Genomic DNA, 25,357 nt, shown 5'->3' with positions numbered 1-25,357 from the left:
GGGCGCCCTCATCCAGGTCGAAGATCTCGGCGACGTACTGGGGCGGCCGGATCAGCTCCGCTTTCGTCACGATCATCGTCTCGCCCTCGGCGAGCACCGATCCGGTACGCAGAACCCGGGTGATCCGGTCGTAGCCGGAGGGGGCGACCTCGGCCCGTGAGCTGCGCGCCCAGGGCTTCGACGGCCGACTGGTGATCGTCGGCGAGGAACCCCATCACCCGTACGACCGCCCTCCTCTCTCCAAGGACTTCCTCATCGGCCGCGCCGACGAGACCCAGCTCGCCCTCACCGACGCCGACGAGACCGCCGGACTCGACGCCGAGTGGCTGCTCGGCGTCCGCGCTCGCGGGCTCGACCCCCGTGGCCGCACCGTCCTCCTCGACGACGGCCGTACGGTCTCCACCGACGGCGTCGTCATCGCCACCGGTGCCGCCGCCCGCCGGCTGCCCGGCGACCGCCTCGCCGGGGTGCACACCCTGCGCACCCTCGACGACGCCCGCGCCCTGCGGGCCGAACTCACCCGCGGGCACCGGCGGGTCGTCGTCATCGGCGGCGGCTTCATCGGTGCCGAGACCGCCTCCTCGTGCGCCCGGCTCGGCCACGAGGTCACCGTGGTCGAGGCCGCCCCGCTGCCGCTCGTGCCCCAACTCGGTGCCCGGATGGCCGGGGTCTGCGCCGCCCTGCACCGCCGCGGCGGAGTGGAACTGGTCACCGGCACCGGCGTGGCCGCGCTCCGGGGAGCCGCCACCGTCACCGGGGTCGACCTCACCGACGGCCGCACGCTGCCCGCCGACGTCGTGATCGTCGGCATCGGCGCCCGCCCGCACACCGACTGGCTCGTCGGGTCCGCACTCGCGCTGCACGACGGTGTGCTGTGCGACGACGGCTGCGTCACCGCCCTGCCCCAGGTGGTCGCGGTCGGGGACGTGGCCCGGATCGGCGGCACCCGCGCCGAGCACTGGACCTCCGCCACCGAGCAGCCCCGCGTCGCCGTCACGAACCTGCTCGCCGGCCGCACCGTGGCGACCGCCCGCACGCTGCCGTACTTCTGGTCCGACCAGTACGACTCCCGGATCCAGTTCGCGGGCCGGTGCCGTGAGGGCGACACCGTCCATGTCACCGAGGGTGAGATCACCGACGACGGCACTCCCGGAGACTCCGGCTTCCTCGCCCGCTACGAACGCCACGGCCGCACCGTCGCCGTACTCGGAGTGGACCGGCCTCGCGCCTTCATGCGGGCCCGGCGCGAACTCCAACGGGAGGAACACCGGCGGACGGGAGGACCCCGGGTGGAGCCGGCCGCGCTGTGACGGGTGGGACTGCTGCGGCTCGGTAGCGGGGGGCGGGGGAGTGGGGGAGGGCGGTGTGCCGCTCATCCCGTCACTCCGGCCGTCGGCCTCGGCCCGGATGCGTGGCCAGTCCTCCTTGCCTGCGCGTGCGTCCCGATCGAGCGGGACGGCTCCTACCGCCCGCACGCGTAGGTCGGCTCCCGACCGGGCGGGACGGCAACTGGTGGACGGGTTTCCCGTGGCCCTTGCTTCCGGCGGGTGGTGCTGGGGCCGGATATCCGGTGGCCCGTGCGCCGGTGGCCCGTGCGCCGGTGGCCGTTGAATGCCCGGTGGCCCGTGCACTGGTGCCGTTGAGTTCCCGGTGGCCCGGGATCCGGTGGCCACGTTTCCGCGCGTTCCCTCGTCCGAAACTCCCGCAACCCCGCAACCCCGCAGCCCCGCGGCCAGGCTTCCGGCGCCCCACGGCCCGATGGCCTGGTCGCCGGCGGCTACAGCGCGCCGTCCGTCAGGAGTCAGGAGTGCGACAGCCGCCCGGCGCCACCGGCCCGGCGTATCCGCTCCTGTTCCCGCAGGCTCGGCCGCTCCTGGCGCCGGCGGGCGCGCCGCTCCCGGCGGAGGGCCCGGGCCGTGCTGCTCGGCTCGGAGATCACGCCGTACCGCTGGTTCCACACCTGACGGGTGACCCACACGTCGACCACGGCCCAGGTGGCGGCCACCGTGCTGGCCACGCCGCTGATCACCATGGGGAACGCCAGCCACGACCCGGCCAGCGTGCACAGGAACGCCACCATCGCCTGGATCAGCGTCACCGCTATGACGAGGACGGCCCGCACCGCCGCCGTACGCACCGGATCCGGCAACGGGTGCCGGCGCGCGGGCTCCTCGATCCACAAGGGGCGGTAATTCTGCCGCTGTTGATCGGCGCCGGGCTCCCCGGCGCGCTCCAGCCCCGGAACGTCCCGATCCGGCGCCTCCTTGTCCCCTCGCGCCCGCGGGCGCTCCGCCACGCTCTCCCCGGCCGCCCCGCGCCGCTCCGCCGTGCCCATCACCGTGTCACTCCCCACCGCCGGCAGACCGCTCGCCCCCGGCATCAGAAGACCCCGACTCCCCAGTGGCTGCCCGGCTTGCGCTGTTTTACGCCGCCGGGGTGCGGGATGCGGCTCCTGTGGCCCATTCCGCCCCCATTTCCCATAGAGAAGGACGCGTGAGATCCCCCGAAGATTCCCAACTGGCGAAAAATTCCGGCCAACCACCTGACCGTGCGACTGCCGTGGTCACCACGTGGGCGCCCGGATCACGGTCGCCATCTCCCCCAATGCCCGGACAACTCACCATGTCTCGCCGCCGGTGCGGAAGTTCGCCCTCCGGACATGTCTTCGAGTTAACTGTGGCGCGGTAGTAGGCTCGCGCCGTTTGTTGCGGACATGAGCACCCCCGGCCGGCGGGGGTCGAGCTGGGGGAGGCCATGCGCTTTCGCGGGAAGTCGATCCGCCGGAAGATCGTGGCGCTGCTTCTCGTGCCGCTGGTGTCCCTGACCGCCGTCTGGGGCTTCGCCACGGTGCTCACGGGGCGCGAAGTCGCTCAGCTGTTCCGCGTGACCGACATCGTCGAGGACATCGGCTACCCCACCGAGGATACCGTTCGCGTCCTGCAGCAGGAGCGCCGCCAGACCCTCGTCTACCTCGCCGATCCGCGGGCCTCCGAGGCCCTTTCGGCGCTGCGCCGCACCCGTGCCGCGACCGACCGGACGATCACCACCATCCGCAGGAACGCCAGGGACCAGGACGTCCGGGCCGACATGGACGCGGACGACAGCGACCACCTCACCGCCGTCCTGGACGCCTTGGACGGTCTCGGTCCCCTGCGTCGCAGCGTCGAGGGAGGCACCCTCACCCGCGCCCAGGCGCTGGACCTCTACAACCGTCTCGTGGACCCCTGCTACGCGCTCCTCGCGTCCCTCGACGGCCTGGACGACGTCGAGGTCGACAAGCAGGCCCGCGCCCTGGTGAACGTCACCCGCGCCCGCGAGCTGCTCTCCCGCGAGGACGCCCTGCTCGGCTCCTCCCTCGTCGTCGGCCGGCTCACCCATGACGAGACCCGTGACATCTCCGACCTCGTCGCCCAGCGCACCCTGCTGTACGACATCAGCCTCCCGCTGCTGCCCGCGGCGGAGCGCGACCGCTACGAACGCTTCTGGAGGAACGCCACCACGGCCCCACTGCGGGAGGCCGAACGGGCCGTGATCGCCTCGGACTCCGGCAGCCCCGGCGATGTCACCGCCAAGAGCTGGGACTCCTCCGCGGCAACCGTCCTGGACGAACTCGGCACCCTGGACGACCAGGTGGGCGACCGCTTCCAGGACCATATGCGCCCGGTGGCCGTCGGCGTCATCGTGCAGGCGGCCGTCGCCGGCGCCCTCGGCCTGGTCGCGCTGCTGCTGTCCGTCGTGCTCTCCATCCGGGTCGGCCGTTCCCTCATCCGCGACCTGCGCCAGCTGCGCCTGGAGGCGCACGAGGCGTCCGGTGTCCGGCTGCCCAGCGTGATGCGCCGGCTGTCCGCGGGCGAACAGGTCGACGTCGAGACCGAGGTCCCGCGCCTGGAGTACGACAAGAACGAGATCGGCGAGGTCGGCCAGGCCCTCAACACCCTGCAGCGCGCCGCCGTCGAGGCCGCCGTCAAACAGGCCGAGCTGCGGGCCGGCGTCTCCGAGGTCTTCGTCAACCTCGCCCGCCGCAGCCAGGTACTGCTGCACAAGCAGCTCACCCTGCTCGACAGCATGGAGCGCCGCACCGAGGACACCGACGAACTCGCCGACCTGTTCCGCCTCGACCACCTCACCACCCGTATGCGCCGGCACGCCGAGGGCCTCGTGATCCTGTCCGGAGCCGCGCCCTCCCGGCAGTGGCGCCGGCCGGTGCAACTGATGGACGTGGTCCGCGCCGCCGTCGCCGAGGTCGAGGACTACGAGCGCATCGAGGTCCGGCGCCTGCCACGGGTCGCCGTCACCGGTCCCGCCGTCGCCGACCTCACCCATCTCGTGGCCGAACTCCTGGAGAACGCCACCGTCTTCTCGCCGCCGCACACCGCCGTCCAGGTCCTCGGCGACCGGGTCGCGAACGGCTTCACCCTGGAGATCCACGACCGGGGCCTCGGTATGACGGCCGAGGCGCTCCTGGACGCCAATCTGCGTCTCGCCGAGACGCCCGAGTTCGAACTCTCCGACACCGACCGGCTCGGCCTGTTCGTGGTCAGCCGGCTCGCCCAGCGCCAGAACGTCCGGGTCTCCCTCCAGCCGTCTCCGTACGGCGGCACCACCGCCGTGGTGTTCATCCCCGACGCGCTGCTCACCGACGACGTCCCGGACACCAACGGCACCGGTTTCCGGCTCGACCGGGACCGCCCGGCGAAGGGCACCGAGCAGCTGGGGCGCGGTGCCGGGCGCTCCCCGGCCCCCTTGCAGCTGCCCGGGCTGCCGACCTCCCTGCTGGACGGCCCGGTCGAGCTGGAGGCGCCCGTCGATCTCGACGCGCTGGACGACTTCCCCGGCGCCCTGCCGGACGAGGACAGCGAGCGCGGCGGTCTGTTCCGCTCCCGCCGGGTCGGTCCGGGCGACGACGAGCAGACGACCCCCTCTTCGGCCGACCGGCTGTCGCACGACGGGACCCGTGAGCCCGGGGCCGTACCGCTGCCGCGGCGGCAGACGCCCAAGCTGGTCAGCTCGCACGGCAGACCCGTCACCGACCAGAGGTCCCGCCGCGGCGAACCGTCCCCCGAGCCCTCCGCAGGCACGCGCCGCTCCGACACGGACGGACCGGCTCCGTTGCCCACCCGCCGTCGCGGCACCTCCCGGCGCCCCGCCGCCCGCACCGGCCGCGCCGAGGACAGCACCGCGACGCCGGCCGAGCGCACCGAAACGGTCCCCGGAGCCCCGGCGCTGCCCAGGCGCACCCGGACCGGGGCACCCGGCACCGACAGCCCGGCGGACACGGCACCTCCTCGCTCCGGCACCGGCGGTCCGGCGGACACCGCCAAGCCCCACTCCGACGCCGCCGCACCCGCCGGTGACTCGGCCCCGGAGCCGGGCACCGGGCCGCTGCCCCGGCGCGTACGCCAGGCGAACCTGGCCCCCCAGCTCAAGCAGGACACCGACCGGCGCTCCGAGAGCGCGACGCCACCCGCCGACCGCGACGCCGAGGAGGTCCGCACCCGGATGGCCTCGCTCCAGCGCGGATGGCAACGTGGCCGGGAGGAGAACGCCGCGGGCGACGAGGCCCGGAACGGCACAGCACAAGGAACGACTAAGGGGGACGGTCGATGACCGCACCGAAGGCGACCGGCCACACGGCGACGGACAAGGGAGAGCTGAACTGGCTCCTGGACGACCTGGTCGACCGGGTCGCCAGCATCCGCAAGGCCGTCATCCTGTCCGGCGACGGCCTGCCCACGGGGGTGTCCAAGGACCTGACCAGGGAGGACAGCGAGCATCTGGCCGCCGTCGCGTCCGGCTTCCACAGCCTCGCCAAGGGCGTCGGGCGCCACTTCGAGGCGGGCAGCGTCCGGCAGACGGTGGTCGAACTGGACGACGCCTTCCTCTTCGTCACCGCCGCCGGTGACGGCAGCTGCCTCGCCGTCCTCTCGGACGCCGACTCCGACGTCGGGCAGGTCGCCTACGAGATGACGCTCCTGGTCAAGCGGGTCGGTGTCCATCTGGGCACCGCCCCGCGCACCGATCTGCCCGCAGGCGGGTAGTGGGATGACATGAGCGCAGACGGTCAGGGAAGAAGCCACTGGTTCGACGACGAGGCCGGGCCGGTCGTCCGTCCGTACGCCATGACGCGTGGCCGCACCACGAGCGAGGGTCAGCACCGCCTCGACCTGATCGCGGTGGTCGTGACCGAGCCCGACACGGGCGACCCGGAATCGGACCCGGCACTGTCCCCCGAACACGTGGAGATCGTCGGACTCTGCCGGGACGCTCCCCAGTCGGTCGCCGAACTCGCCGCGGAACTCGACCTGCCGATCGGCGTCGTCCGCGTTCTCATCGGCGACCTGGTGCACGCGGAACTCGTCCATGTCACCCGCCCGGTGCCCCCGGCCGAGCTGCCCGACGAGAGTATTCTGCGCGACGTGATCAACGGCCTCCGGGCGTTGTGACCGGCACGGAAGCGGGGTAGCGACGTGACTGGCTGGCAGTTCTGGGTCGACCGGGGCGGCACCTTCACCGACATCGTCGCGCGTCGCCCGGACGGCCGGCTGCTCACGCACAAACTGCTGTCCGACAACCCGGCACGGTACTCCGACGCGGCCGTCGCGGGCGTACGCGAACTCCTCGGCGGCTCGCAGCACCCCGTCGAGGCCGTGCGCATGGGCACCACGGTCGCCACGAACGCCCTGCTGGAACGCACAGGTGAGCGCACCCTCCTCGTCGTCACCCGCGGCTTCCGCGACGCGCTGCGCATCGCCTACCAGAACCGCCCGCACATCTTCGCCCGCCGCGTCGAGCTGCCCGAGCTGCTCCATGAGCGGGTCGTAGAGGTGGACGAGCGCGTGGCCGCCGACGGCACCGTCCTGTGTCCGCCGGATCTGGACGCCCTGGAAGGTCCCCTCCGGGACGCCTACGACGACGGGATCCGCGCGGTCGCCGTCGTCTGCCTGCACAGCCACCTCCACCCCGGTCACGAGCGCGCCGTCGGCGAGCTCGCCGCCCGCGTCGGCTTCCCGCAGATCTCGCTGTCCAGCGAGGTCAGCCCACTGATGAAGCTCGTCCCGCGCGGGGACACCGCCGTCGTGGACGCCTACCTCTCGCCGGTGCTGCGCCGCTACGTGCGGCACATCGCCGATGAACTGCGCGGCGTCCGGCTGATGTTCATGCAGTCCAACGGCGGGCTGACGGAGGCCGGGCAGTTCCGCGGCAAGGACGCCATCCTCTCCGGCCCGGCCGGCGGCATCGTCGGCATGGCCCGCATGTCGCAGCGCGCCGGCTTCGACCGCGTCATCGGCTTCGACATGGGCGGCACCTCCACCGACGTCTCGCACTTCGCCGGCGCCTACGAGCGGGTGTTCACCACACAGATCGCGGGAGTCCGGCTGCGGGCTCCCATGCTGGACATCCACACCGTCGCCGCCGGCGGCGGCTCCGTCCTGCACTTCGACGGCTCCCGCTACCGGGTGGGCCCCGACTCGGCCGGCGCCGACCCCGGTCCCGCCTGCTACCGCGCGGGCGGCCCGCTCACCGTCACCGACGCCAACGTCATGCTCGGCCGCATCCAGCCCGCCCACTTCCCGGCCGTGTTCGGTCCCGACGGTGACCAGCCACTGGACGCCGCCCTCGTCCGTGACCGGTTCACCGCCCTCGCGCGTGAGATCCACGAACACACCGGGGACGACCGCACCCCGGAGCAGGTGGCCGAGGGCTACCTGCAGATCGCCGTGGCCAACATCGCCAACGCGGTGAAGCGGATCTCCGTCCAGAAGGGCCATGACGTCACCCGCTACGCCCTGACCACCTTCGGCGGGGCGGGCGGCCAGCACGCGTGCCGGGTCGCCGACTCGCTCGGCGTCCGCACCGTCCTCGTACCCCCCATGGCCGGGGTGCTCTCCGCGCTCGGCATCGGCCTCGCCGACACCACGGCCATGCGCGAGCACTCCGTGGAAGCGCCCCTGGAAGCCGCCTCCATGCCCGGCATCCGTGAGACCGCCGAGGACCTGGAAGCCGCCGCGCGGGCGGAACTCGTCGCCGAGGACGTCCCGGAGGACCGCATCCGGGTCGCCCGCCGCGCCCAGCTCCGCTACGACGGCACCGACACCACCCTCACCGTCGAGCTGGCGGGACCCGACACCATGCGGCAGGCCTTCGAGGAACGTCATCGCGCGACGTACTCCTTCACCCTCGACCGCCCGGTCGTCGTGGAAGCCCTCTCCGTCGAAGCCACCGGCATCACCACACCCCCCGATCTCTCCGCCCTCGCCCCGTACGAGGGCCGTGCCCAGGCACCCGGCACCGTCCGTCTCCACACCGGCGGCGCCTGGCGCGACGTACCCCTCCACCGCCGGGAGGCCCTTCCTCCCGGCGAGACCGTCACCGGTCCCGCGATCATCACGGAGGCCGGCGCCACGACCGTCGTCGACGACGGCTGGCGGGCCGCCGCGACCGATGACGGGCATCTGCTCATGGAACGCACGGCGATCACGCAGAGTTCCGAGGTGGACACGGAATCCGATCCGGTTCTGCTTGAGGTCTTCAACAACCTGTTCATGTCGATCGCCGAGCAGATGGGCGCACGGCTGGAGTCCACGGCCCAGTCCGTCAACATCAAGGAGCGGCTGGACTTCTCCTGCGCGCTCTTCGACCCGGACGGAAACCTGGTGGCCAACGCCCCTCACATCCCCGTCCACCTGGGATCCATGGGCACCAGCGTCAAAGAGGTCATCCGCCGGCGCGGCTCCGCCATGCGGCCGGGCGACACCTACGCCGTGAACGACCCGTACCACGGCGGTACGCACCTGCCCGACGTCACCGTGATCACCCCCGTCTTCGACACCGACGTGGCCGCGGACACGCGGAGTGAGCCGCGGGTCCTCTTCCACGTGGCCTCACGCGGTCACCACGCCGAGATCGGCGGCATCGCCCCCGGCTCCATGCCGGCCGGCAGCCGCACCATCGAGGAGGAGGGCGTCCTCTTCGACAACTGGCTCCTCACCGAGAACGGCCGCTTCCGGGAGGAGGAGACCCACCGCCTCCTCACCGAGGCGCCGTACCCGTCCCGCAACCCGCGCACCAACCTCGCCGACCTGCGCGCCCAGATCGCCGCCAACCAGAAGGGCGTCGAAGAGGTCCGGCGCATGATCGGGGAGTTCGGCCTTGACGTCGTCCAGGCCTACATGCGGCACGTCCAGGACAACGCCGAGGAAGCCGTCCGCCGCGTCATCGACGCCCTGGACGACGGCGAGTACGCCTATGAGACCGACTCCGGGGCCGTCATCCGGGTCCGCGTCCGCGTCGACCGTACCGAGCGCCGGGCGACCATCGACTTCACCGGCACCTCCGCGCAGCTCGGCACCAACTTCAACGCACCTTCCGCGGTGGTCAACGCGGCCGTCCTGTACGTCTTCCGCACCCTCGTCGCCGACGACATCCCGCTCAACGACGGCTGCCTGCGCCCCCTGGACCTCATCGTGCCGTCCGGCTCCATGCTCGCCCCCGAACCGCCCGCCGCCGTGGTCGCGGGCAACGTCGAGACCTCCCAGGCCATCACCGGCGCCCTCTACGCCGCACTCGGAGTCCAGGCCGAGGGCTCTGGCACCATGAACAACGTCACCTTCGGCAACGAGCGGCACCAGTACTACGAAACCGTCGCCTCCGGATCCGGCGCGGGCGACGGTTTCCCGGGCGCCGACGTGGTCCAGACCCATATGACCAACTCCCGGCTCACGGACCCGGAAGTCCTGGAATGGCGGCTACCGGTCCGGCTGGAGGAGTTCGCCGTCCGGCGGGGGAGCGGCGGCGCGGGGCGGTGGCGCGGCGGTGACGGGGCCGTGCGCCGGATCCGGTTCCTCGAACCGATGACCGTCTCCACGCTCTCCCAGCACCGCCGCGTGCCGCCGTACGGCATGGCCGGCGGCGCCCCCGGAGCGCTCGGCGCCAACCGGGTCGAGCACGCCGACGGCACGGTCACCGACCTCGGCGGAAGCGGATCGGCCGACGTCGGCCCCGGCGACGTACTCGTCATCGAAACCCCCGGTGGCGGCGGCTACGGCCGGCCGTCCCCCGACCCCCATCAAGCAGGAGAAGAGATCGATGATCTTCGGGCGTTCTGAGCGCGGCAAGGCTCCGGTCGAGCCCGTCACGCTCAAGATCCTCGTGGCCGGCGGCTTCGGCGTGGGCAAGACGACCCTCGTCGGCGCGGTCAGCGAGATCAGGCCGCTGCGCACCGAGGAACTGCTCACCGAGGCCGGGCGGCCCGTCGACGACACCAGCGGTGTGGAGGGCAAGCACACCACCACGGTGGCCATGGACTTCGGCCGGATCACCCTGCGCGAGGACCTGGTGCTCTACCTCTTCGGCACGCCGGGGCAGGAGCGGTTCTGGTTCATGTGGGACGAGCTGTCCGAGGGCGCGCTCGGGGCCGTCGTCCTCGCCGACACGCGCCGCCTGGAGGACTGCTTCGCCGCCGTCGACTACTTCGAGCGGCGTTCCATCCCCTTCCTCGTCGGCGTGAACTGCTTCGACGGAGCGGCCCGGCACCCCGTGGAATCCGTCCGTCAGGCCCTCGACCTGGACGACGACGTGCCCCTGCTGTTGTGCGACGCCCGTGACCGGGAGTCGGTCAAGGAGGTGCTCGTCGGACTCGTCCAGCACGCGATGCGGTACACGGCCGACCGCCGCCGGGCCGTCGTGCGCTGAACAGCCAGACACGGCCCGTACCCCCGCCGACCGGGGTACGAGCCGTGGTCCTGTGCGCAGCGCTCACGCGCGCGTGCGGCGACTTTCCGGCTGCCTTCCCGCTGTCAGGCCCCGTCCTCCTCCAGCCAGCCGAAGCTCTTCTCCACGGCCCTGCGCCAGTTCCGGTACTCGCGGTCGCGGACCGCCCCCTCCATCGCGGGCGTCCATTCCGCGTCCTTGCGCCAGTGCGACTTCAGCTCGTCCAAGTCGTTCCACACGCCCGTGGCCAGCCCGGCCGCGTAGGCGGCGCCCAGGCACGTCGTCTCCGACACGCGGGGCCGGATCACCGGTACGCCGAGGACGTCCGCCTGGTGCTGCATGAGCAGGTTGTTCCGGGTCATGCCGCCGTCCACCTTCAGCGTGCTGATGCGCACCCCGGAGTCCTGGTACATCGCGTCCACCACTTCCCGGGTCTGCCAGCTCGTGGCCTCCAGCACCGCGCGCGCGAGGTGCGCCTTGGTGACGTACCGGGTGAGGCCGGTGACGACGCCGCGTGCGTCGGAGCGCCAGTAGGGCGCGAACAGGCCGGAGAAGGCCGGCACGATGTAGGCGCCGCCGTTGTCGTCGACGCTCGCCGCCAGTGTCTCGATCTCGTCGGCGGTCCGGATGATCCCGAGCTGGTCGCGGAACCATTGGACCAGCGCACCCGTTATCGCTATGGACCCTTCCAGGCAGTACACCGGCGCCTCCCCGCCGATCTTGTAGCCCATCGTCGTCAGCAGCCCGTTCTTGGACGGCACCGGCCGGTTGCCGGTGTTCAGCAGCAGGAAACTGCCGGTGCCGTAGGTGTTCTTCGCCGTGCCGACGTCGTAGCAGGCCTGCCCGAACACGGCGGCCTGCTGATCGCCCAGCGCCGAGGCCACGGGCACCCCGGACAGCTGCCCGACGGCGGTCCCGTACACCTCGGCCGAGGACCTGATCTCGGGCAGTACGGCCTCGGGCACGTTCATCGCCGACAGGATGGAGGGGTCCCACTGGAGAGTGTCCAGGTTCATCAGCATGGTCCGGCCGGCGTTCGTGACGTCGGTGACGTGCCGGCCGCCGTCGGTGCCGCCGGTGAGGTTCCAGATCAGCCAGGAGTCGATGGTGCCGAACGCGATCTCACCGCGCTCGGCCCGCTGCCGCAGACCGGGCACATGGTCCAGCAGCCAGGCCGCCTTGGGGCCGGAGAAGTAGCTGGCCAGCGGCAGCCCGGTCCGGTCGCGGAAGCGGTCCTGACCGTCCGCGCCGCCCAGTTCGCCGCACAGGGCCGCGGTGCGGGTGTCCTGCCAGACGATCGCGTTGTGCACGGGCTTGCCCGTGGCGCGGTCCCACAGGACCGTGGTTTCCCGCTGGTTGGTGATGCCGAGGGCGCTCAGCTGGTCCGCGCGCAGCCCCGCCCGGGCGAGTGCTCCGGCCACCACGGCCTGCACCTTGGACCAGATCTCGGTGGCGTCGTGCTCCACCCAGCCGGGTCTGGGAAAGATCTGCCGGTGCTCGCGCTGGTCGACGGCGACGATCGCGCCGCTGTGGTCGAAGACGATGCAGCGGCTGGACGTGGTGCCCTGGTCGATGGCGGCGACGTACGTGTCGGCGGTGTCCGTCATGGCTGTCCCTGGGTCGCTGGGTCGGATCGCCGGCCGGAAGGCCGGGTACGGATCGTGGATCGCGGTGGCGGGAGCGGGGGTTCAGAAGGCCGCGTTGTAGATGAGGCCGGCCAGCGCTCCGCCGATCAGCGGGCCGACGACCGGGATCCAGGCGTATCCCCAGTCGGAGCTGCCCTTGTGGGGGATCGGCAGGAAGGTGTGCACGAGGCGCGGGCCGAGGTCGCGGGCCGGGTTGATGGCATAGCCGGTGGGGCCGCCGAGGGAGAGTCCGATGCCCACGACGAGCAAGGAGACGATCAGCACGGTGGTGCCGGACTCGCCGAGCCCCTTGGTGAGCCCGAAGGCGAGCACCGGCAGGACGAGCGCGACGGTGGCGATGATCTCGGTGACGAGGTTGGCGACCGGGTTCCTGATCTCCGGAATGGTGGAGAAGATGCCGAGCGTCGGCACGGGTTCACCGGCGGTGCCGTCCGTGGTGCCTTCCGTGCGGACGTTGGCCTGGAACTGGGCGAGATAGACCAGGTAGGCCAGTACGGCGCCGAGCATCGCGCCGACGATCTGCCCGAGCAGGTACACCCAGACCTTGCCCCACTTGCCGGTGTCCACGGCGATGCCGATGGTGACCGCGGGGTTGAGCTGGCCACCGGAGAGGGGAGCGGCGGTGTACGCGCCCGCCAGCACGCCGAATCCCCAGCCGAAGGCGATCACGACCCAGCCCGAGGCCCGTGCCTTGGAGTACCTGAGGGTGACGGCGGCGCAGACGCCCGCGCCGAACAGGATCAGGATCGCGGTGCCGATGACCTCGCCGACGAATATGTCTCCGTTGCTCATGGCGGCTCCCTTGGCGCCGGCGGGGACGATCGGCCCCCGGCCCTGGCGTGCAGGACGGTTCCCTTGGCGACTTCAGCCGAAGGCAGGGAGGGCCCCGCGCCCCGCCCGGCGTCGGTGACGAGCGTGCCGTCGCAGCCGGATCGCCCCTGGAACGCCGGGCCGTGAGCAGGACAGACCCGTGCGGCAGTGCCTGATAACGCCGAGAATGTACGGCGATGTCGGCTGACACCGGGAAGTGTTCACCGGCACCCCGGGGGCGTCAAGGTTGCCGACGGCGACGGTGACACGGGCGCCGCACCGGCCCCGGCGGAGCGGACCCCCACCGCAACGGACGTATACGGGAAGGCGGTTCACCACCGTGGCTCGGCGGCCGCGTATCCGGTCTGCGCCGGGGCAGGGCCCGGGCCGCCGCGCCGCACCTCGTGACCGGGGAGCCCCGCGCGCCCGAGCACCCAGCTGGCGCCGTTCAGCGCCTTGGCCGCCTTCTTCAGCGGGGCGAGCTGCGCGGCGGCCTGGTGATGGTCGCTCACGCTGCCCGGACCGCAGACGACCGTCGCCAGGGAGAGGGTGACCGGCCGCCCGCCCGCCGCCCAGGGAGCGTCCAGCACGGCGGTGACCAGCGGGTGGAGTGCCTCCTCGTCGGCCAGGACCAGGAAGTCGTCTCCGCCGATGTGCCCCACGCGCGCGTGATCCGCGACCGCCTGCTGGAGCGCACGGCCCACCGAGCGGATCAGCTCGTCGCCCGCGGCGAACCCGGCACCGTCGTTGACCTGCTTGAAGTGATCGATGTCCAGCCAGCTGAGCGCGAACGCCCGCCCGTCGGCGATCCGCCGGTCCACCTCGCTCACGATGGCGTCGGAACCGGGCAGCCGGGTCAGCGGGTTGAGCCCGGCGGCCTCCTCCACCCGGCTCTCGGCCAGCGCCCGCACCAGATCCGCCAGCCTCACCACGCCGACGCACCGGCCGTGCCCGTCGACCACCGCCACGTCGTCGGAGGTCCGGTCCCGGCCGCCGACCGCCACCACGTCCAGCACCTGCCAGGCCGTCGCGTCGACGCCCACCGTGCGGGGCGCGTCGCCCAGTTTGAAGGCGGGCCGGTCGGCGTACAGGGCGTGCCCGTAGCGACCGGACATCGACAGCAGGAAGCGTGAACGGTGCACCGACCGGACGGGCCTGCCGTACTGGTCCACCAGCAGTACGCCGGAGACGTCCGGGGAACCGGTCAGCAGCGCCCGCACCTGTCCCGCCGACGCGGTCAGCGGCAGGACGGCGGCCGGCCGAACGAACTCGCGCACGGACGGCCCGGAGCGGGGCGCGGTCCTGGCGGCGGGCGCGAGGGACGGAACGTATACGTCCGCCGCGGGGATCCGGGCCGGCGGAGCGAACAGCTCTCCCTGGGCCAGCTGTGCACCGGCCGACAGCGCCGCCGCGCACTGGAGTTCCGTCTCCACTCCCTCCACCGCGACCAGGGCGCCCAGTTCCTCGCACAGTGTCCGCATCGCCCGCACCGCGGCCGGCCGCGCCAGCAGCGACGCGTCGAGTTTGACCAGGTCGGGGGAGAGGTCGGTGAGCATTCTGAGCGGCACGTCGCCGTCCCCGATGCCGTCCGCGCTGATCCGGAAGCCCTGCTCCCGCAGTGCGGCCACCGCCTCCAGCAGGGCCCGCTGCGGCACGTGTGTGTAGGGCGGGACGATGTCGAGCGTCACCTCCCAGGGCATGCGCCCCGCCGCGCGGACGGCGTCGTGCAGCGGTGTCAGGCCGCCCAGGTCGGCGAGCGTGGCCGCGAACACGTTCAGATGCAGCGGCAGCAGGGTCTCCTTGCGGGCCGCCGCGCGGAGCGCCAACACGGTCAGCCCACCGTCCAGTCCGGGATCCCGGCGGGCCTCGGCCAGGACATCGCCCGTCTCCGGGCGGGCCAGTATCTCCAGTGCGGCGACCGCGCCCGTCCTCAGGTTGACCACCGGCTGGAAGGCGAAGCGGAGAGTATCCGTCCAGGAGTGCACGGGAGCATGATGGCGCTGCCCGCGCACGCCCAGGCGCAGTTCATGAGACGTTCACGCAGCATTCCTGGGTGCTCACGCAGCGTGGGCGGTTCCATCTACTCCCATGTGTCACATGCGTCTCTTCGCTCGTCCTGGTCACCGCACGGCGATCACCGAGGAACCGTGTCCGAACAGCCCCTGGTCCGCGGTGGGGCCTACCCGCGCCCCGGCGACCTGACGGGCGCCCGCTTCGCGCCCTCGCCCTCGCCGCACAGCCCCACTCCTCGTACCACTGCAACTCCAGGGCGGTGGACAGGTCGTACACCTCGGCCCGGGACAGGTCCTCCGGTCCGATGCCCGCCTCGTCGTGGGCGGCACGGGCGATGGACTCCCTGAAGGTCTCCGCCGGCGGCACCACCGCGACGGCCGAGTCCGTGGCGATGTCCGGCAGGTCCAGCACCGTGTTCGGGAAACGAGGCGTCACCGTCGACACCGCCCGGATCCGCACCGGACGGGCGGCGCCGTGCCGGTGCGCGTACTCCAGGCTGGACAGCACCAGGGCGGTCCCGCCGTCGGAGGTGGCACAGATTCCAGCAGCCGCAGCGGATCGGTGACCACCGCGGAGGCGGCCACCTCCTCGGCGGTGACGCGTCTGCGGTACCGGGCGTACGGATCGAGCGCCCCCAGGGCGGCATTCTTCACCTTGACCAGCGGGAAGTCCTCGGGCGTGTCCCCGTGCACCGCCATCCGCCGTCGTGCGTACAGCCCGAAGTAGGCCGGCTTCGTCGCCCCCAGCAGCCGGAACCGCAGCCAGTCCGGATCGTCGGGACGGTCCCCGCCCGCGGGCCGGAAGAATTCCTTCGGCGCGGCGTCCGCCCCCACCACCAGGACGACGTCCGCGAGACCGGCGAGGATCTGCGGTGCGCGGCGGCTATGGCCTGGGCCCCCGACGCGCACGCCGCGTAGACGCTCGTCACGCTGGCCCCCTGCCAGCCCAGGGCCCTGGCGAAGGTCGCTCCGCGACATGCCCCGGATACCCACCCCGCACCGTGTCCGCGCCCACGATGGAGCCGACGTCCGGCCAGTCGAGGCCTGCGTCCGCGAGAGCCGCCGCCGTGCCGTACTCCACGAAGCATGCGGCAAGACCCCTCCTCGGGAAACGTAACTGACGGCCCGTCAGAAATGTGCCACGGGCAACCGGAGATGGGCAGGCCGATTCGGTGAACCGAATGGCCGCGCACGGCGTCGTGGTACACGAGGGGCGGCCGGGACCGACGGGGGTGATTCCGGCCGCTCCTTCCGGAACGGCCCGTTTCCTGATGCCTCACTAGCGGAACACGTCCCTCCTCTGATCGGATACAGTCCGCGCGTGTCCGAAACTCAGCAACCAACTGCCAACTCCGCGCCGGACTCCCACTGTTCGAGCTGCGGAGCGCCCTATGGAGAGGGCGCTTCCGGATGGCCGCGCACCTGCCCGTCCTGCGGGGCCACCGCCTACCGCAACCCGCTTCCGGTCGCCATCGCTCTCCAGCCCGTGTACGACACCAAGGGCACGGCCCTGGTCGTCATCACCCGAACCGTCGCCCCCGCGCGCGGTGGCCTCGCCCTGCCGGGCGGGTACATCGACGACCGCGAGGACTGGAAGCAGGCCGTCGTACGGGAACTCAAGGAAGAGACCGGCATCGACGCGGCCGCCCGCGACGTGCGGCTCGTGGACGCCATGAGCTCACCCGACGGGCACCTGCTGCTGTTCGGAGTGCTGCCGGAACGCCCGGCCGACAAACTGCCGCCCTCCGGCCCCACGGACGAGACGGAGGGATGGCAGCTGCTGCGCAGGCCCGAGGAACTCGCCTTCCCGCTGCACACCGTGGCCGTCAAGGCGTGGTTCGAGGGCCGCTACGTCTGAGCCGCCGGTTCAGCCGAGCCCGCGCACGCGCACAGGGTAGGGCGGCGCCGCCACGCCGTCCTCCCGGTCCCGGGTGACCACCACCCTGCCGCCGTGCCGACGGGCGACGTAGCGTTCGATCTCCGGTTCGCCCCAGCCGTCGCCCGGATCCGGCACGACCAGACCGGCCCCGGTGCGTCCGCGCGCGGGCGCCCACACCTCCAGCTCCAGCCCGCCGTCGGCGCCACGCACGGGCAGCACCGCTCCCGCGCGCGCGAGCACCGGTATCCGGGACAACGGGGCGTCCACCAGAACCTGCCCCGGCCCCTCGTGGACCTCCTCCGTCACCGTGTCGTACCAGCGGCCCCGCGGCAGCCGCACCGCGCGCCGGCCGACACCGGGGTCCAGCACCGGGGCCACCAGAAGGCCGTCTCCCAGCAGGAACGCGTCCTCACAGTCGCGCAGCGCCCGGTCCTCCGGCGCCCCCCACCACAACGGCCGCACATACGGCGCGCCGGTCCGCCGGGCCAGATGCGCCAGCGTCAGGAAGTACGGCAGCAACCGCCGCCGCTCGAGCAGCGCCACGCGCGCGTGCTCCAGCACCTCGGCACCGAACTCCCAGGGCTCCCGGCGCCCCGCCCGCAGACCCGCGTGCGTACGGAACAACGGCAGATACGCACCCAGCTGGAACCAGCGCAGATACAGCTCCGGCGACGGACTGCCGTCGAAACCGCCCACGTCCGGACCCGAATACGGCACCCCGCACAGCCCCAGCCCCAGCACCAGCGACAGCGACGCCCGCAGCCCCGGCCAGCCGGTCGCCACGTCCCCCGACCACGTGCCCCCGTACCGTTGCAGCCCTGCCCAGCCCGAGCGGGAGAAGAGGAAGGGCCGCTCCTCGGGCGCCAGCTCGCGCAAGCCCTCGTAGGCGGCCCGCGCCATGCACAGCGCGTACACGTTGTGCCCTTCCCGGTGGTCGCCGCCGCGCCCCTCCAGGGCGTGCCGGGCCGAACGCGGCAGCGTCGCCTCACCGAAGGCGCTGAACGACGTCGGCTCGTTCATGTCGTGCCAGAATCCCGCGAAGCCCTGCGCCAGCCGCTCCTCGTAGAGCCCGCCCCACCACGCACGCGCGCGTGCGTCCGTGAAATCCGGGAAGACCGACTCGCCGGCCCACGCGACGCCCCGCACCGTGCGCCCCCGCGCGTCGCGCACGAACGCGTCCACGGCCGCACCGCTGTCGTACACGGCACTGCCCGGATCCGCCCGCACCGCCGGATCGACGATCGACACCATCCGGATCCCGTCTCGGCGAAGCTCCTCCGCCAGCACCGGCAGCTTGGGAAAACGCTCCTGGTCGACGGTGAACACCTGATGGCCGTCGTAATGGTCGATGTCGAGGTGCACGGCGTCCAGCGGCAGCCCGTGCTCGTGATAGCCCGCGACGATCCGGCGCACCTCCTGCTCGCTGCCGAACCCCCACCGCGCGTGATGGTGGCCCAGCGCCCACGCCGGCGGCAGGGCGGGCGCCCCGGTCAGCGAGGCCCACGTCTGCAGCACGCGCGCGGGAGTCCCCACCATCACCCAGCACCGCAGCGGACCGCCGTCCATCCGCACCTCGCAGTGCCCCGCCCGGTCGTGCCCGGACCCGGCACCCTCCTCGCCCTCCCGCAGGACCACCGTGCCGTCCCAGGTGGTGTCGTGGAACACCAGATGCGTGCCGGCATCCGCCACCACCAGCTGCACCGGCATCGTCAGGTACAGCGGGTCGTCGCCCGGCCCGAACGCCCGGCCCGGGTCGGTGTTCCACAGCCGGTACCTGCCGTCGCGCAGCCGGGGCCCGCCCGCGCGCCCGCCCAGGCCGAAGAACCGGGCGTCCGCGGCCACCTGCGACCGCTGCATCCACCGCGCCGCACCCCCGCCGACCGGCTCCCACCAGCGGGGCGGCAGATCCCGCCGCAGCATCACCCCGCCCGGCGTGCACACCTCCACCGCGCCGTGCCGCGACACGACGACCGTCGCCCGCTCGGCCACCACCCGCCAGCCGCCGTCCTTGTCCGGCTCCAGCACCGCCCGCGGATCCGGCTCCGGACCGCTCCCCGCGAGCGCGTACGACGGCTGCGGCCCGGCCCCGTCCCACCCCCAGAAGACCGCCCCGTTCACCGCCACGACGATCCGCAGCTCCGACCGGCCGAACCGGATCAGCCCACCCCCGGGACCCGGCTCCGCGTCCCGCACCTGACCCGGCACCCGGGCCCGCTCGGGTCCCCGCCGCGGGAGCCCGGCACCGTCGATACGCCTCCTGCGCCACGATGCCCGTACGGTACGCAACCCCTGCGCCGCCCTCCCCGAACCGACCACACTCACCGAACGCACCAGGTCACGACCGTCCATGCTGCTCACCCTGCCACTGAGCGCCCCACGCGCGCGTGTCGTTCAACTGTCGTTCACCCATGTCCGGACCACATCTTCATGACATGGACTGTGTGGAGCGCACCCTGGTGCAGAAGTCGATCACATGGCATCGTCCCTGTCAGCCGCGTCACGCGCACACCCCAGCCCGTGCGCGGACCGACGCACACGACGCGCACAGCCCGGGAGCCGCACCAATGTCGACCGCGAACCCCCAGCCGCTCTGGCAGCCCGATCCCCAGCGGATCGCCCAGGCCCGCATCACCCGGTTCCAGGCATGGGCCGCCGAACACCACGGCGCCCCCGCCGAGGGCGGGTACCCGGCCCTGCACCGGTGGTCCGTCGACCAGCTGGACACCTTCTGGAAGGCCGTCACCGAATGGTTCGACGTACGGTTCTCGACGCCGTACGCGCGCGTGCTCGGCGACCGCACCATGCCCGGCGCCCAGTGGTTCCCCGGAGCCACCCTCAACTACGCCGAACACGCCCTGCGCGCGGCGGCCGACCGCGCGGCGGAACCCGCCCTCCTGTACGTGGACGAGACGCACGAGCCGCGCCCGGTGAGCTGGTCCGCGCTGCGTCGCCAGGTCGGCTCCCTCGCCGCCGAACTCCGCGCCCTCGGCGTACGCCCCGGCGACCGGGTCAGCGGCTACCTCCCCAACATCCCCCAGGCCGTCGTCGCCCTCCTCGCCACGGCCGCCGTCGGTGCCGTCTGGACCTCGTGCGCCCCCGACTTCGGTGCCCGCAGCGTCCTCGACCGCTTCCAGCAGGTCGAACCCGTCGTCCTGTTCACCGTCGACGGGTACCGCTACGGCGGCAAGGAGCACGACCGCCGGGAGGCCGTCGCCGAGCTGCGCCGCGAGCTGCCCACCCTGCGCGCCGTCGTCCACATCCCCCTGCTCGGCACCGAGCCCCCCGAGGGCGCCCTGGAGTGGTCCGCGCTGACCGCCGGGGACATCGAGCCGGTCTTCGAGCAGGTCCCGTTCGACCACCCGCTGTGGGTGCTCTACTCCTCCGGCACCACCGGCCTGCCCAAGGCCATCGTCCAGTCGCAGGGCGGCATCCTGGTCGAACACCTCAAGCAGCTCGGCCTGCACTGCGACCTCGGCCCCGAGGACCGCTTCTTCTGGTACACCTCGACCGGCTGGATGATGTGGAACTTCCTCGTCTCCGGCCTGCTCACGGGTACCACGGTCGTCCTGTACGACGGCAGCCCCGGCTACCCGGACACGGGCGCCCAGTGGCGCGTCGCCGAACGCACCGGAGCCACCCTCTACGGCACCTCCGCCGCCTACGTCATGGCCTGCCGCAAGGCCGGCGTCCACCCGGCCCGCGACTACGACCTGTCCAGGGTGAAGTGCGTCGCCACCACCGGTTCCCCCCTGCCGCCCGACGGCTTCCGCTGGCTGCACGACGAGGTCCGCGACGACCTGTGGATCGCCTCCGTCAGCGGCGGCACCGACGTCTGCTCCTGCTTCGCCGGCGCCGTGCCCACCCTCCCGGTGTACACCGGGGAGCTCCAGGCGCCCGGCCTCGGCACCGACCTCCAGTCCTGGGACCCCAGCGGCAAGCCCCTCGTCGACGAGGTCGGCGAGCTGGTCGTCACCAATCCCATGCCGTCCATGCCGATCCACTTCTGGAACGACCCGGACGGCAGCCGCTACCACGACAGCTACTTCGACACCTACCCCGGCGTCTGGCGGCACGGCGACTGGATCACCGTCACCTCACGCGGAACCGTGATCATCCACGGCCGCTCCGACTCCACCCTCAACCGGCAGGGCGTGCGGATGGGCTCGGCCGACATCTACGAGGTCGTCGAGCGCCTGCCCGAGATCAAGGAGTCCCTGGTCATCGGCATCGAGCAGCCCGACGGCGGCTACTGGATGCCGCTGTTCGTGCACCTCGCACCGGGCGCCACCCTGGATGACGCACTGCTGCACCGCATCAAGCAGGCCATCCGCGAGCAGCTCTCCCCACGGCACATCCCCGACGAGATCATCGAGGTCCCCGGGATCCCGCACACCCTCACGGGCAAGCGCATCGAAGTCCCGGTCAAGCGCCTGCTGCAGGGCACCCCGCTGGAAAAGGCGGTGAACCCCGGCTCCATCGACGACCTCGCCCTGCTCGGCTTCTACGAGGAACTCGCCCGCAAACGCGCCTGACCCCCTCCCGGACGATCACCCTCCGCATACAGGCCTCGTCCGGTCCACACGGTGTGACCTGCGCAGACGACCTCACCACGCGACCGTGATCACCGGCGGCACCGCCATTGTCAGTGCCGCCGGTTACGGTGAGTGAGCATTGATCGACTGCGCATTGGGGGAAACATGGCGCACACCGACCACCAGACCATGCGACGCGTCCTGCGCCGCGAGATCGCCGGCACCATCGGTGTCCTCACCGACGACCACGACTTCCGCGCCATGCGGCGCTACCGCAGCTTCACCTTCGACGACCACACCACCTACCTCCAGCAGCTGGAGGCAGTCCTCCGGGACCGCGCCGCACAGGGCGACCACACCACCCTCGCCCTGTTCGACCCCGAGGACTACGCCGCGTTCTGCGCGGACACCGGCCTCGACCCGGAAGCTCCGGCCAGCAGGACCCGCTTCACCGCCGAACTCGCGGCCACCGGCCCGACCATCCCCTACGACGGCCGCCCGCTCGCCGTCCTCCTGCCCGCCCTCGTGGACGAGGCCGTACGCCAGGCCACCTGGCAGTACGCCACCACCCTCCTGACCCGCCTCGGCCCCTGCCCGACCTGCGGCGAGGACATCGGCAGGGCAGCCTTCACCCGCGCCTCCGACCTCCTGGTCCGCATCCTCGACACCGCACCACCCGGCGACCGCCACCTCGTCTGCACCGTCTCCGGACCCCCCGACACCCTCGTCTCCGTCCTGCACGGCGACCAGGACCCCCACGGCGCGACCCGCCTCGACGAGGCCGAGGCCCTGGAGTTCACCAGCGTGCTCGCCCTCGGCCTCGCGACCCGCAGCCCCGGCGGACTCGTCATCCGCGTCAGCGCCGCCGGCACGGCCGACCGCGTCTACGGCTGGCGACTGCGCGGCGGCGACCTCGAACCACTGACGGCGTCCGAGGTGTTCGACGCCTACTGCACCGACGTCGAATCCGGCGACCTGATCTCCCCGGAGCCCGGCGTCGACTACCGCGAGCCACCCGCCCTCGGAGAGGAGAGCACCGCCCCGGGTCACCGCCACTGAGGCCCCGCACCCACCCGGCGGCCGGAACGCATCAGGGGCGCCCCGCCCGAAGGCAGGACGCCCCTGAACCGACACAGCCAGGTGACCGGTACGGCTACTCGCCGGACAGCACCGCCTGAGCCGCGCTGCGCGCCTCCTCGGCACTGTCCGCCGCACGCGCCGCCGCCGCGGCCCGCTCGCACTGCGCCAGCGTGTACTTCGCCAGCGTCGCGCGAACGTACGGAATCGACGCCGCACCCATGGACAGGGAGGTGACACCCAGACCGGTCAGCACACAGGCCAGCAGCGGATCCGACGCGGCCTCGCCACAGACCCCGCAGCTCTTGCCCTCGGCCGTCGCGGCCTCGGCGGACAGCGCGACCAGGTCGAGCAGCGCCGGCTGCCAGGGGTCCTGCAGGCGGGACACCGCACCCACCTGCCGGTCCGCCGCGAAGGTGTACTGCGCGAGGTCGTTGGTCCCCAGCGACAGGAACTCGACCTCCTGAAGGATCGAGCGCGCCCGCAGCGCGGCCGAGGGGATCTCGACCATCGCGCCGAACTTCGCCCGCAGCCCCGCCTCACGGCAGGCGTCGGCAAAGGCCTTCGCGTCCTTGCGGTCCGCGACCATGGGCGCCATGACCTCGAGGTAGACGGGCAGCCCCTCGGCGGCCTTGGCCAGCGCCCTCAGCTGAGTGCGCAGAACCTCGGGGTGGTCGAGGAGCGTCCGCAGCCCCCGCACGCCCAGCGCCGGATTCGGCTCGTCCGCCGGCGTGAGGAAGTCCAGCGGCTTGTCCGCGCCCGCGTCCAGCACCCGCACGACCACACGGCTCTCGGGGAACGCCTCCAGCACCTGCCGGTAGGCCTCCACCTGCTTCTCCTCGGAAGGAGCGTTCTTGCTGTCGTCCAGGAACAGGAACTCGGTGCGGAACAGACCGACACCCTCGGCCCCGGCCTCCACGGCCGCCGGCACGTCCGCAGGCCCGCCCACGTTGGCCAGGAGCGGCACCTTGTGCCCGTCCGCGGTCACCCCGGGACCCGTCGAAGCGGCCAGCGCGGCCTTGCGTGCGGCGGCCGCGGCCTCCAGCTCCGCTTTCTTCTCCTCGCTCGGATTCACGAAGACATCGCCGGTGCTGCCGTCGACGGCGATCAGCGTGCCCTCGGCCAGCTCACCGGCACCGGGCAGCGCCACCACGGCCGGAACGCCCAGCGCCCGCGCCAGAATCGCGCTGTGACTGGTCGGGCCGCCTTCCTCGGTCACGAACCCGAGGACCAGGGACGGGTCCAGCAGCGCGGTGTCGGCCGGAGCCAGGTCACGGGCCACGAGCACATAAGGCTGGTCACTGTCCGGGACGCCTGGCATCGGCACGCCCAGCAGCCGGGCGACGATACGATTCCGCACGTCATCGAGATCGGCCACGCGCCCGGCCAGGTACTCGCCGGCACCGGCCAGCAGCTCCCGGTACGCCGCGAAGGCGTCGTACACGGCACGCTCGGCGGTGCTGCCGACGGCGATCCGCCGGTCCACGTCGGCCATCAGCTCGGGGTCCTGCGCCATCATGGCCTGCGCCTCCAGCACGGCCTGGGCCTCACCCCCCGCCAGATTGCCGCGCGCCATCAGGTCGGCGGCCACGGCGTCCACGGCCTGACGGGCGCGTCCCTGCTCCCGCTCCGCGTCCTCGGCGGGAATCTGCTTGGCCGGCGGCTCCAGAACCGCCGTGCCCATGTGCCGTACCTCGCCGATCGCCACGCCATGGCTCACGCCGACGCCTCGCAGCGTTGTCTCCATCTCACCCGTCTCCGGATAGTGCGGCGGGTCCCGCCGCCGCGGTGGTTGTCCTGTGCGCCGCCCTACGGCGGCAGTGCTGTCAGTTCCAGGAGAAGAGGCTGTCGCCGACCTTCACGTCCCCGTCCTCACGGAGGTCGGAGAGGGACTCGGCAGTGGCTTCCAGCGCGACGACCGGGCACACCGGCGACTTTCCGGCGGCCTCGACCGCAGCGGGGTTCCAGCGCACGACGGCCTGGCCGCGGGTCACGGTGTCGCCCTTGTTGACGAGCAGCTCGAAGCCCTCGCCGTTGAGCTGGACAGTGTCGATGCCGAGATGGGTGAGCACACCGTGCCCACTCTCGTCGACCACGACGAACGCGTGCGGGTGAAGGGAGACGATGATGCCGTCCACGGGCGCCACGGCCTCGGAGATCTCACGCACGGGGTCGATCGCGGTGCCCGGGCCGACCATGGCCCCGGAGAAGACCGGATCCGGCACTGCGGCCAGCCCGATGGCACGCCCGGCAAGAGGGGACGTCACGGTGGTCATGGGAAGCCTCCCAAGGAGTGGAGCTGTTCACGGGCCGTCACTGGCAGTCCCGGACGGCGCACTGAGCAGCAGCGTATGTCATGTGAACTGGCGGTTCCGGATGGAAGCTACCAGTTAGTGGTCTAGACCACCAGCTCATCGGATTTGCATGGCCTCCGAGCGTGCGTGTACAGTCGTACTCCTGCCGGGGGGTAGTGAGGCGTGCACCGCTTCCTCCTCCGACAGCAACCAAACTCATCAGATCCTATCTCTGGATCTCCTTCTGCATGCTCGCGGAGGGGTGGTCAGAGAGACGGAAAAACCCTGGTAGAGTTTGAAACACCGAAGGGAAGCGCCCGGAGGAAAGCCCGAGAGGGTGAGTACAAAGGAAGCGACCGTTCCTTGAGAACTCAACAGCGTGCCAAAAGTCAACGCC

At 72.2% G+C, this 25,357-nt stretch carries 16 protein-coding genes and 1 pseudogene; 9 read left to right on the top strand and 8 right to left on the bottom strand.

What is annotated here, in order from left to right:
- Positions 1-191 precede the first annotated feature (191 nt).
- Positions 192-1,310 carry an FAD-dependent oxidoreductase gene (locus ABZV94_RS29545; protein ID WP_356345662.1) on the top strand — a complete coding sequence of 373 codons (1,119 nt, stop codon included), beginning with the start codon at positions 192-194 and terminating at the stop codon, positions 1,308-1,310.
- Between the two features lie 491 nt (positions 1,311-1,801).
- Here ABZV94_RS29545 and ABZV94_RS29540 read toward each other — a convergent pair whose 3' ends face one another.
- A complete protein-coding gene (locus ABZV94_RS29540) occupies positions 1,802-2,335 on the bottom strand; it encodes a hypothetical protein (protein ID WP_356345659.1) in 534 nt (177 codons plus the stop codon).
- 419 nt (positions 2,336-2,754) lie between these two features.
- On the opposite strand from ABZV94_RS29540, the gene ABZV94_RS29535 reads away from it, so the two are divergent.
- The 5 genes from ABZV94_RS29535 to ABZV94_RS29515 are packed head-to-tail and all read left to right on the top strand — an operon-like array spanning position 2,755 to position 10,692.
- Positions 2,755-5,607: a nitrate- and nitrite sensing domain-containing protein gene (locus ABZV94_RS29535; RefSeq protein WP_356345657.1), complete on the top strand. Its 2,853-nt coding sequence runs from the start codon at positions 2,755-2,757 to the stop codon at positions 5,605-5,607.
- Positions 5,604-6,038 (top strand): roadblock/LC7 domain-containing protein, encoded by a 435-nt coding sequence (locus tag ABZV94_RS29530; RefSeq protein WP_030644885.1) that lies wholly within the window; start codon positions 5,604-5,606, stop codon positions 6,036-6,038. Before ABZV94_RS29535 ends, ABZV94_RS29530 begins: the two co-directional genes overlap by 4 nt.
- 9 nt (positions 6,039-6,047) lie before the next feature.
- The gene (locus ABZV94_RS29525) at positions 6,048-6,443 is read left to right on the top strand and encodes a DUF742 domain-containing protein (protein WP_356345655.1); all 396 of its coding nucleotides are present in this window, start codon (positions 6,048-6,050) and stop codon (positions 6,441-6,443) included.
- Positions 6,444-6,467: 24 nt separating this feature from the next.
- Positions 6,468-10,106, top strand: coding sequence for a hydantoinase B/oxoprolinase family protein (locus ABZV94_RS29520; RefSeq protein ID WP_356345652.1), 3,639 nt, complete (start codon positions 6,468-6,470; stop codon positions 10,104-10,106).
- Positions 10,087-10,692, top strand: a complete 606-nt coding sequence (locus ABZV94_RS29515; protein WP_356345649.1) for an ATP/GTP-binding protein — start codon at positions 10,087-10,089, stop codon at positions 10,690-10,692. The genes ABZV94_RS29520 and ABZV94_RS29515 overlap by 20 nt, the downstream gene beginning before the upstream one ends.
- Positions 10,693-10,796: 104 nt before the next feature.
- On the opposite strand, the gene glpK is transcribed toward ABZV94_RS29515, so the two are convergent.
- The 4 genes and pseudogenes from glpK to ABZV94_RS29495 all read right to left on the bottom strand — a co-directional run bounded on the left by glpK (position 10,797) and on the right by ABZV94_RS29495 (position 16,310).
- The gene (gene glpK, locus ABZV94_RS29510; protein ID WP_356345646.1) at positions 10,797-12,317 is read right to left on the bottom strand and encodes a glycerol kinase GlpK; all 1,521 of its coding nucleotides are present in this window, start codon (positions 12,315-12,317) and stop codon (positions 10,797-10,799) included.
- 81 nt (positions 12,318-12,398) lie between these two features.
- Positions 12,399-13,148: an MIP/aquaporin family protein gene (locus ABZV94_RS29505; RefSeq protein WP_356345644.1), complete on the bottom strand. Its 750-nt coding sequence runs from the start codon at positions 13,146-13,148 to the stop codon at positions 12,399-12,401.
- Between the two features lie 350 nt (positions 13,149-13,498).
- Positions 13,499-15,151, bottom strand: coding sequence for a GGDEF domain-containing protein (locus ABZV94_RS29500; RefSeq protein WP_356345641.1), 1,653 nt, complete (start codon positions 15,149-15,151; stop codon positions 13,499-13,501).
- Between the two features lie 135 nt (positions 15,152-15,286).
- Positions 15,287-16,310, bottom strand: a pseudogene (locus ABZV94_RS29495) (lipid-transfer protein).
- 189 nt (positions 16,311-16,499) lie between these two features.
- Here ABZV94_RS29495 and ABZV94_RS29490 point away from each other — a divergent pair.
- Positions 16,500-17,036: an NUDIX domain-containing protein gene (locus ABZV94_RS29490; protein ID WP_356345639.1), complete on the top strand. Its 537-nt coding sequence runs from the start codon at positions 16,500-16,502 to the stop codon at positions 17,034-17,036.
- A gap of 9 nt (positions 17,037-17,045) precedes the next feature.
- Here the strand turns inward: ABZV94_RS29490 and ABZV94_RS29485 are convergent, their stop codons facing one another.
- A complete protein-coding gene (locus tag ABZV94_RS29485; protein ID WP_356345636.1) occupies positions 17,046-19,406 on the bottom strand; it encodes a glycoside hydrolase family 31 protein in 2,361 nt (786 codons plus the stop codon).
- A 215-nt stretch (positions 19,407-19,621) separates the two neighbouring features.
- Between ABZV94_RS29485 and ABZV94_RS29480 the strand changes: the two genes are divergently transcribed.
- Entirely contained in the window at positions 19,622-21,589 is a 1,968-nt protein-coding gene (locus ABZV94_RS29480) for an acetoacetate--CoA ligase (protein ID WP_356345634.1), read from the top strand.
- Between the two features lie 165 nt (positions 21,590-21,754).
- Positions 21,755-22,648: a hypothetical protein gene (locus ABZV94_RS29475; protein WP_356345631.1), complete on the top strand. Its 894-nt coding sequence runs from the start codon at positions 21,755-21,757 to the stop codon at positions 22,646-22,648.
- 94 nt (positions 22,649-22,742) lie between these two features.
- On the opposite strand, the gene ptsP is transcribed toward ABZV94_RS29475, so the two are convergent.
- Positions 22,743-24,413, bottom strand: coding sequence for a phosphoenolpyruvate--protein phosphotransferase (ptsP, locus tag ABZV94_RS29470; RefSeq protein ID WP_356345629.1), 1,671 nt, complete (start codon positions 24,411-24,413; stop codon positions 22,743-22,745).
- 79 nt (positions 24,414-24,492) lie between these two features.
- Positions 24,493-24,942: a PTS glucose transporter subunit IIA gene (locus tag ABZV94_RS29465; RefSeq protein ID WP_171158315.1), complete on the bottom strand. Its 450-nt coding sequence runs from the start codon at positions 24,940-24,942 to the stop codon at positions 24,493-24,495.
- Positions 24,943-25,357: the final 415 nt, after the last annotated feature.

It is taken from the genome of Streptomyces sp. NPDC004658, from assembly GCF_040609555.1.
Taxonomy (GTDB): Bacteria; Actinomycetota; Actinomycetes; order Streptomycetales; family Streptomycetaceae; genus Streptomyces.
Note: the sequence above shows the minus strand (reverse complement) of the source record. Positions and strands in the feature narration are given on the sequence as shown.

Coding starts and splice junctions, on each gene's coding strand:
- ABZV94_RS29465 (WP_171158315.1), bottom strand. CDS start 24,942: ATGACCACCGTGACGTCCCCTCTTGCCGGGCGTGCCATCGGGCTGGCC.
- ABZV94_RS29475 (WP_356345631.1), top strand. CDS start 21,755: ATGGCGCACACCGACCACCAGACCATGCGACGCGTCCTGCGCCGCGAG.
- ABZV94_RS29480 (WP_356345634.1), top strand. CDS start 19,622: ATGTCGACCGCGAACCCCCAGCCGCTCTGGCAGCCCGATCCCCAGCGG.
- ptsP (WP_356345629.1), bottom strand. CDS start 24,413: ATGGAGACAACGCTGCGAGGCGTCGGCGTGAGCCATGGCGTGGCGATC.
- ABZV94_RS29530 (WP_030644885.1), top strand. CDS start 5,604: ATGACCGCACCGAAGGCGACCGGCCACACGGCGACGGACAAGGGAGAG.
- ABZV94_RS29535 (WP_356345657.1), top strand. CDS start 2,755: ATGCGCTTTCGCGGGAAGTCGATCCGCCGGAAGATCGTGGCGCTGCTT.
- ABZV94_RS29540 (WP_356345659.1), bottom strand. CDS start 2,335: ATGGGCACGGCGGAGCGGCGCGGGGCGGCCGGGGAGAGCGTGGCGGAG.
- glpK (WP_356345646.1), bottom strand. CDS start 12,317: ATGACGGACACCGCCGACACGTACGTCGCCGCCATCGACCAGGGCACC.
- ABZV94_RS29525 (WP_356345655.1), top strand. CDS start 6,048: ATGAGCGCAGACGGTCAGGGAAGAAGCCACTGGTTCGACGACGAGGCC.
- ABZV94_RS29485 (WP_356345636.1), bottom strand. CDS start 19,406: ATGGACGGTCGTGACCTGGTGCGTTCGGTGAGTGTGGTCGGTTCGGGG.
- ABZV94_RS29515 (WP_356345649.1), top strand. CDS start 10,087: ATGATCTTCGGGCGTTCTGAGCGCGGCAAGGCTCCGGTCGAGCCCGTC.
- ABZV94_RS29505 (WP_356345644.1), bottom strand. CDS start 13,148: ATGAGCAACGGAGACATATTCGTCGGCGAGGTCATCGGCACCGCGATC.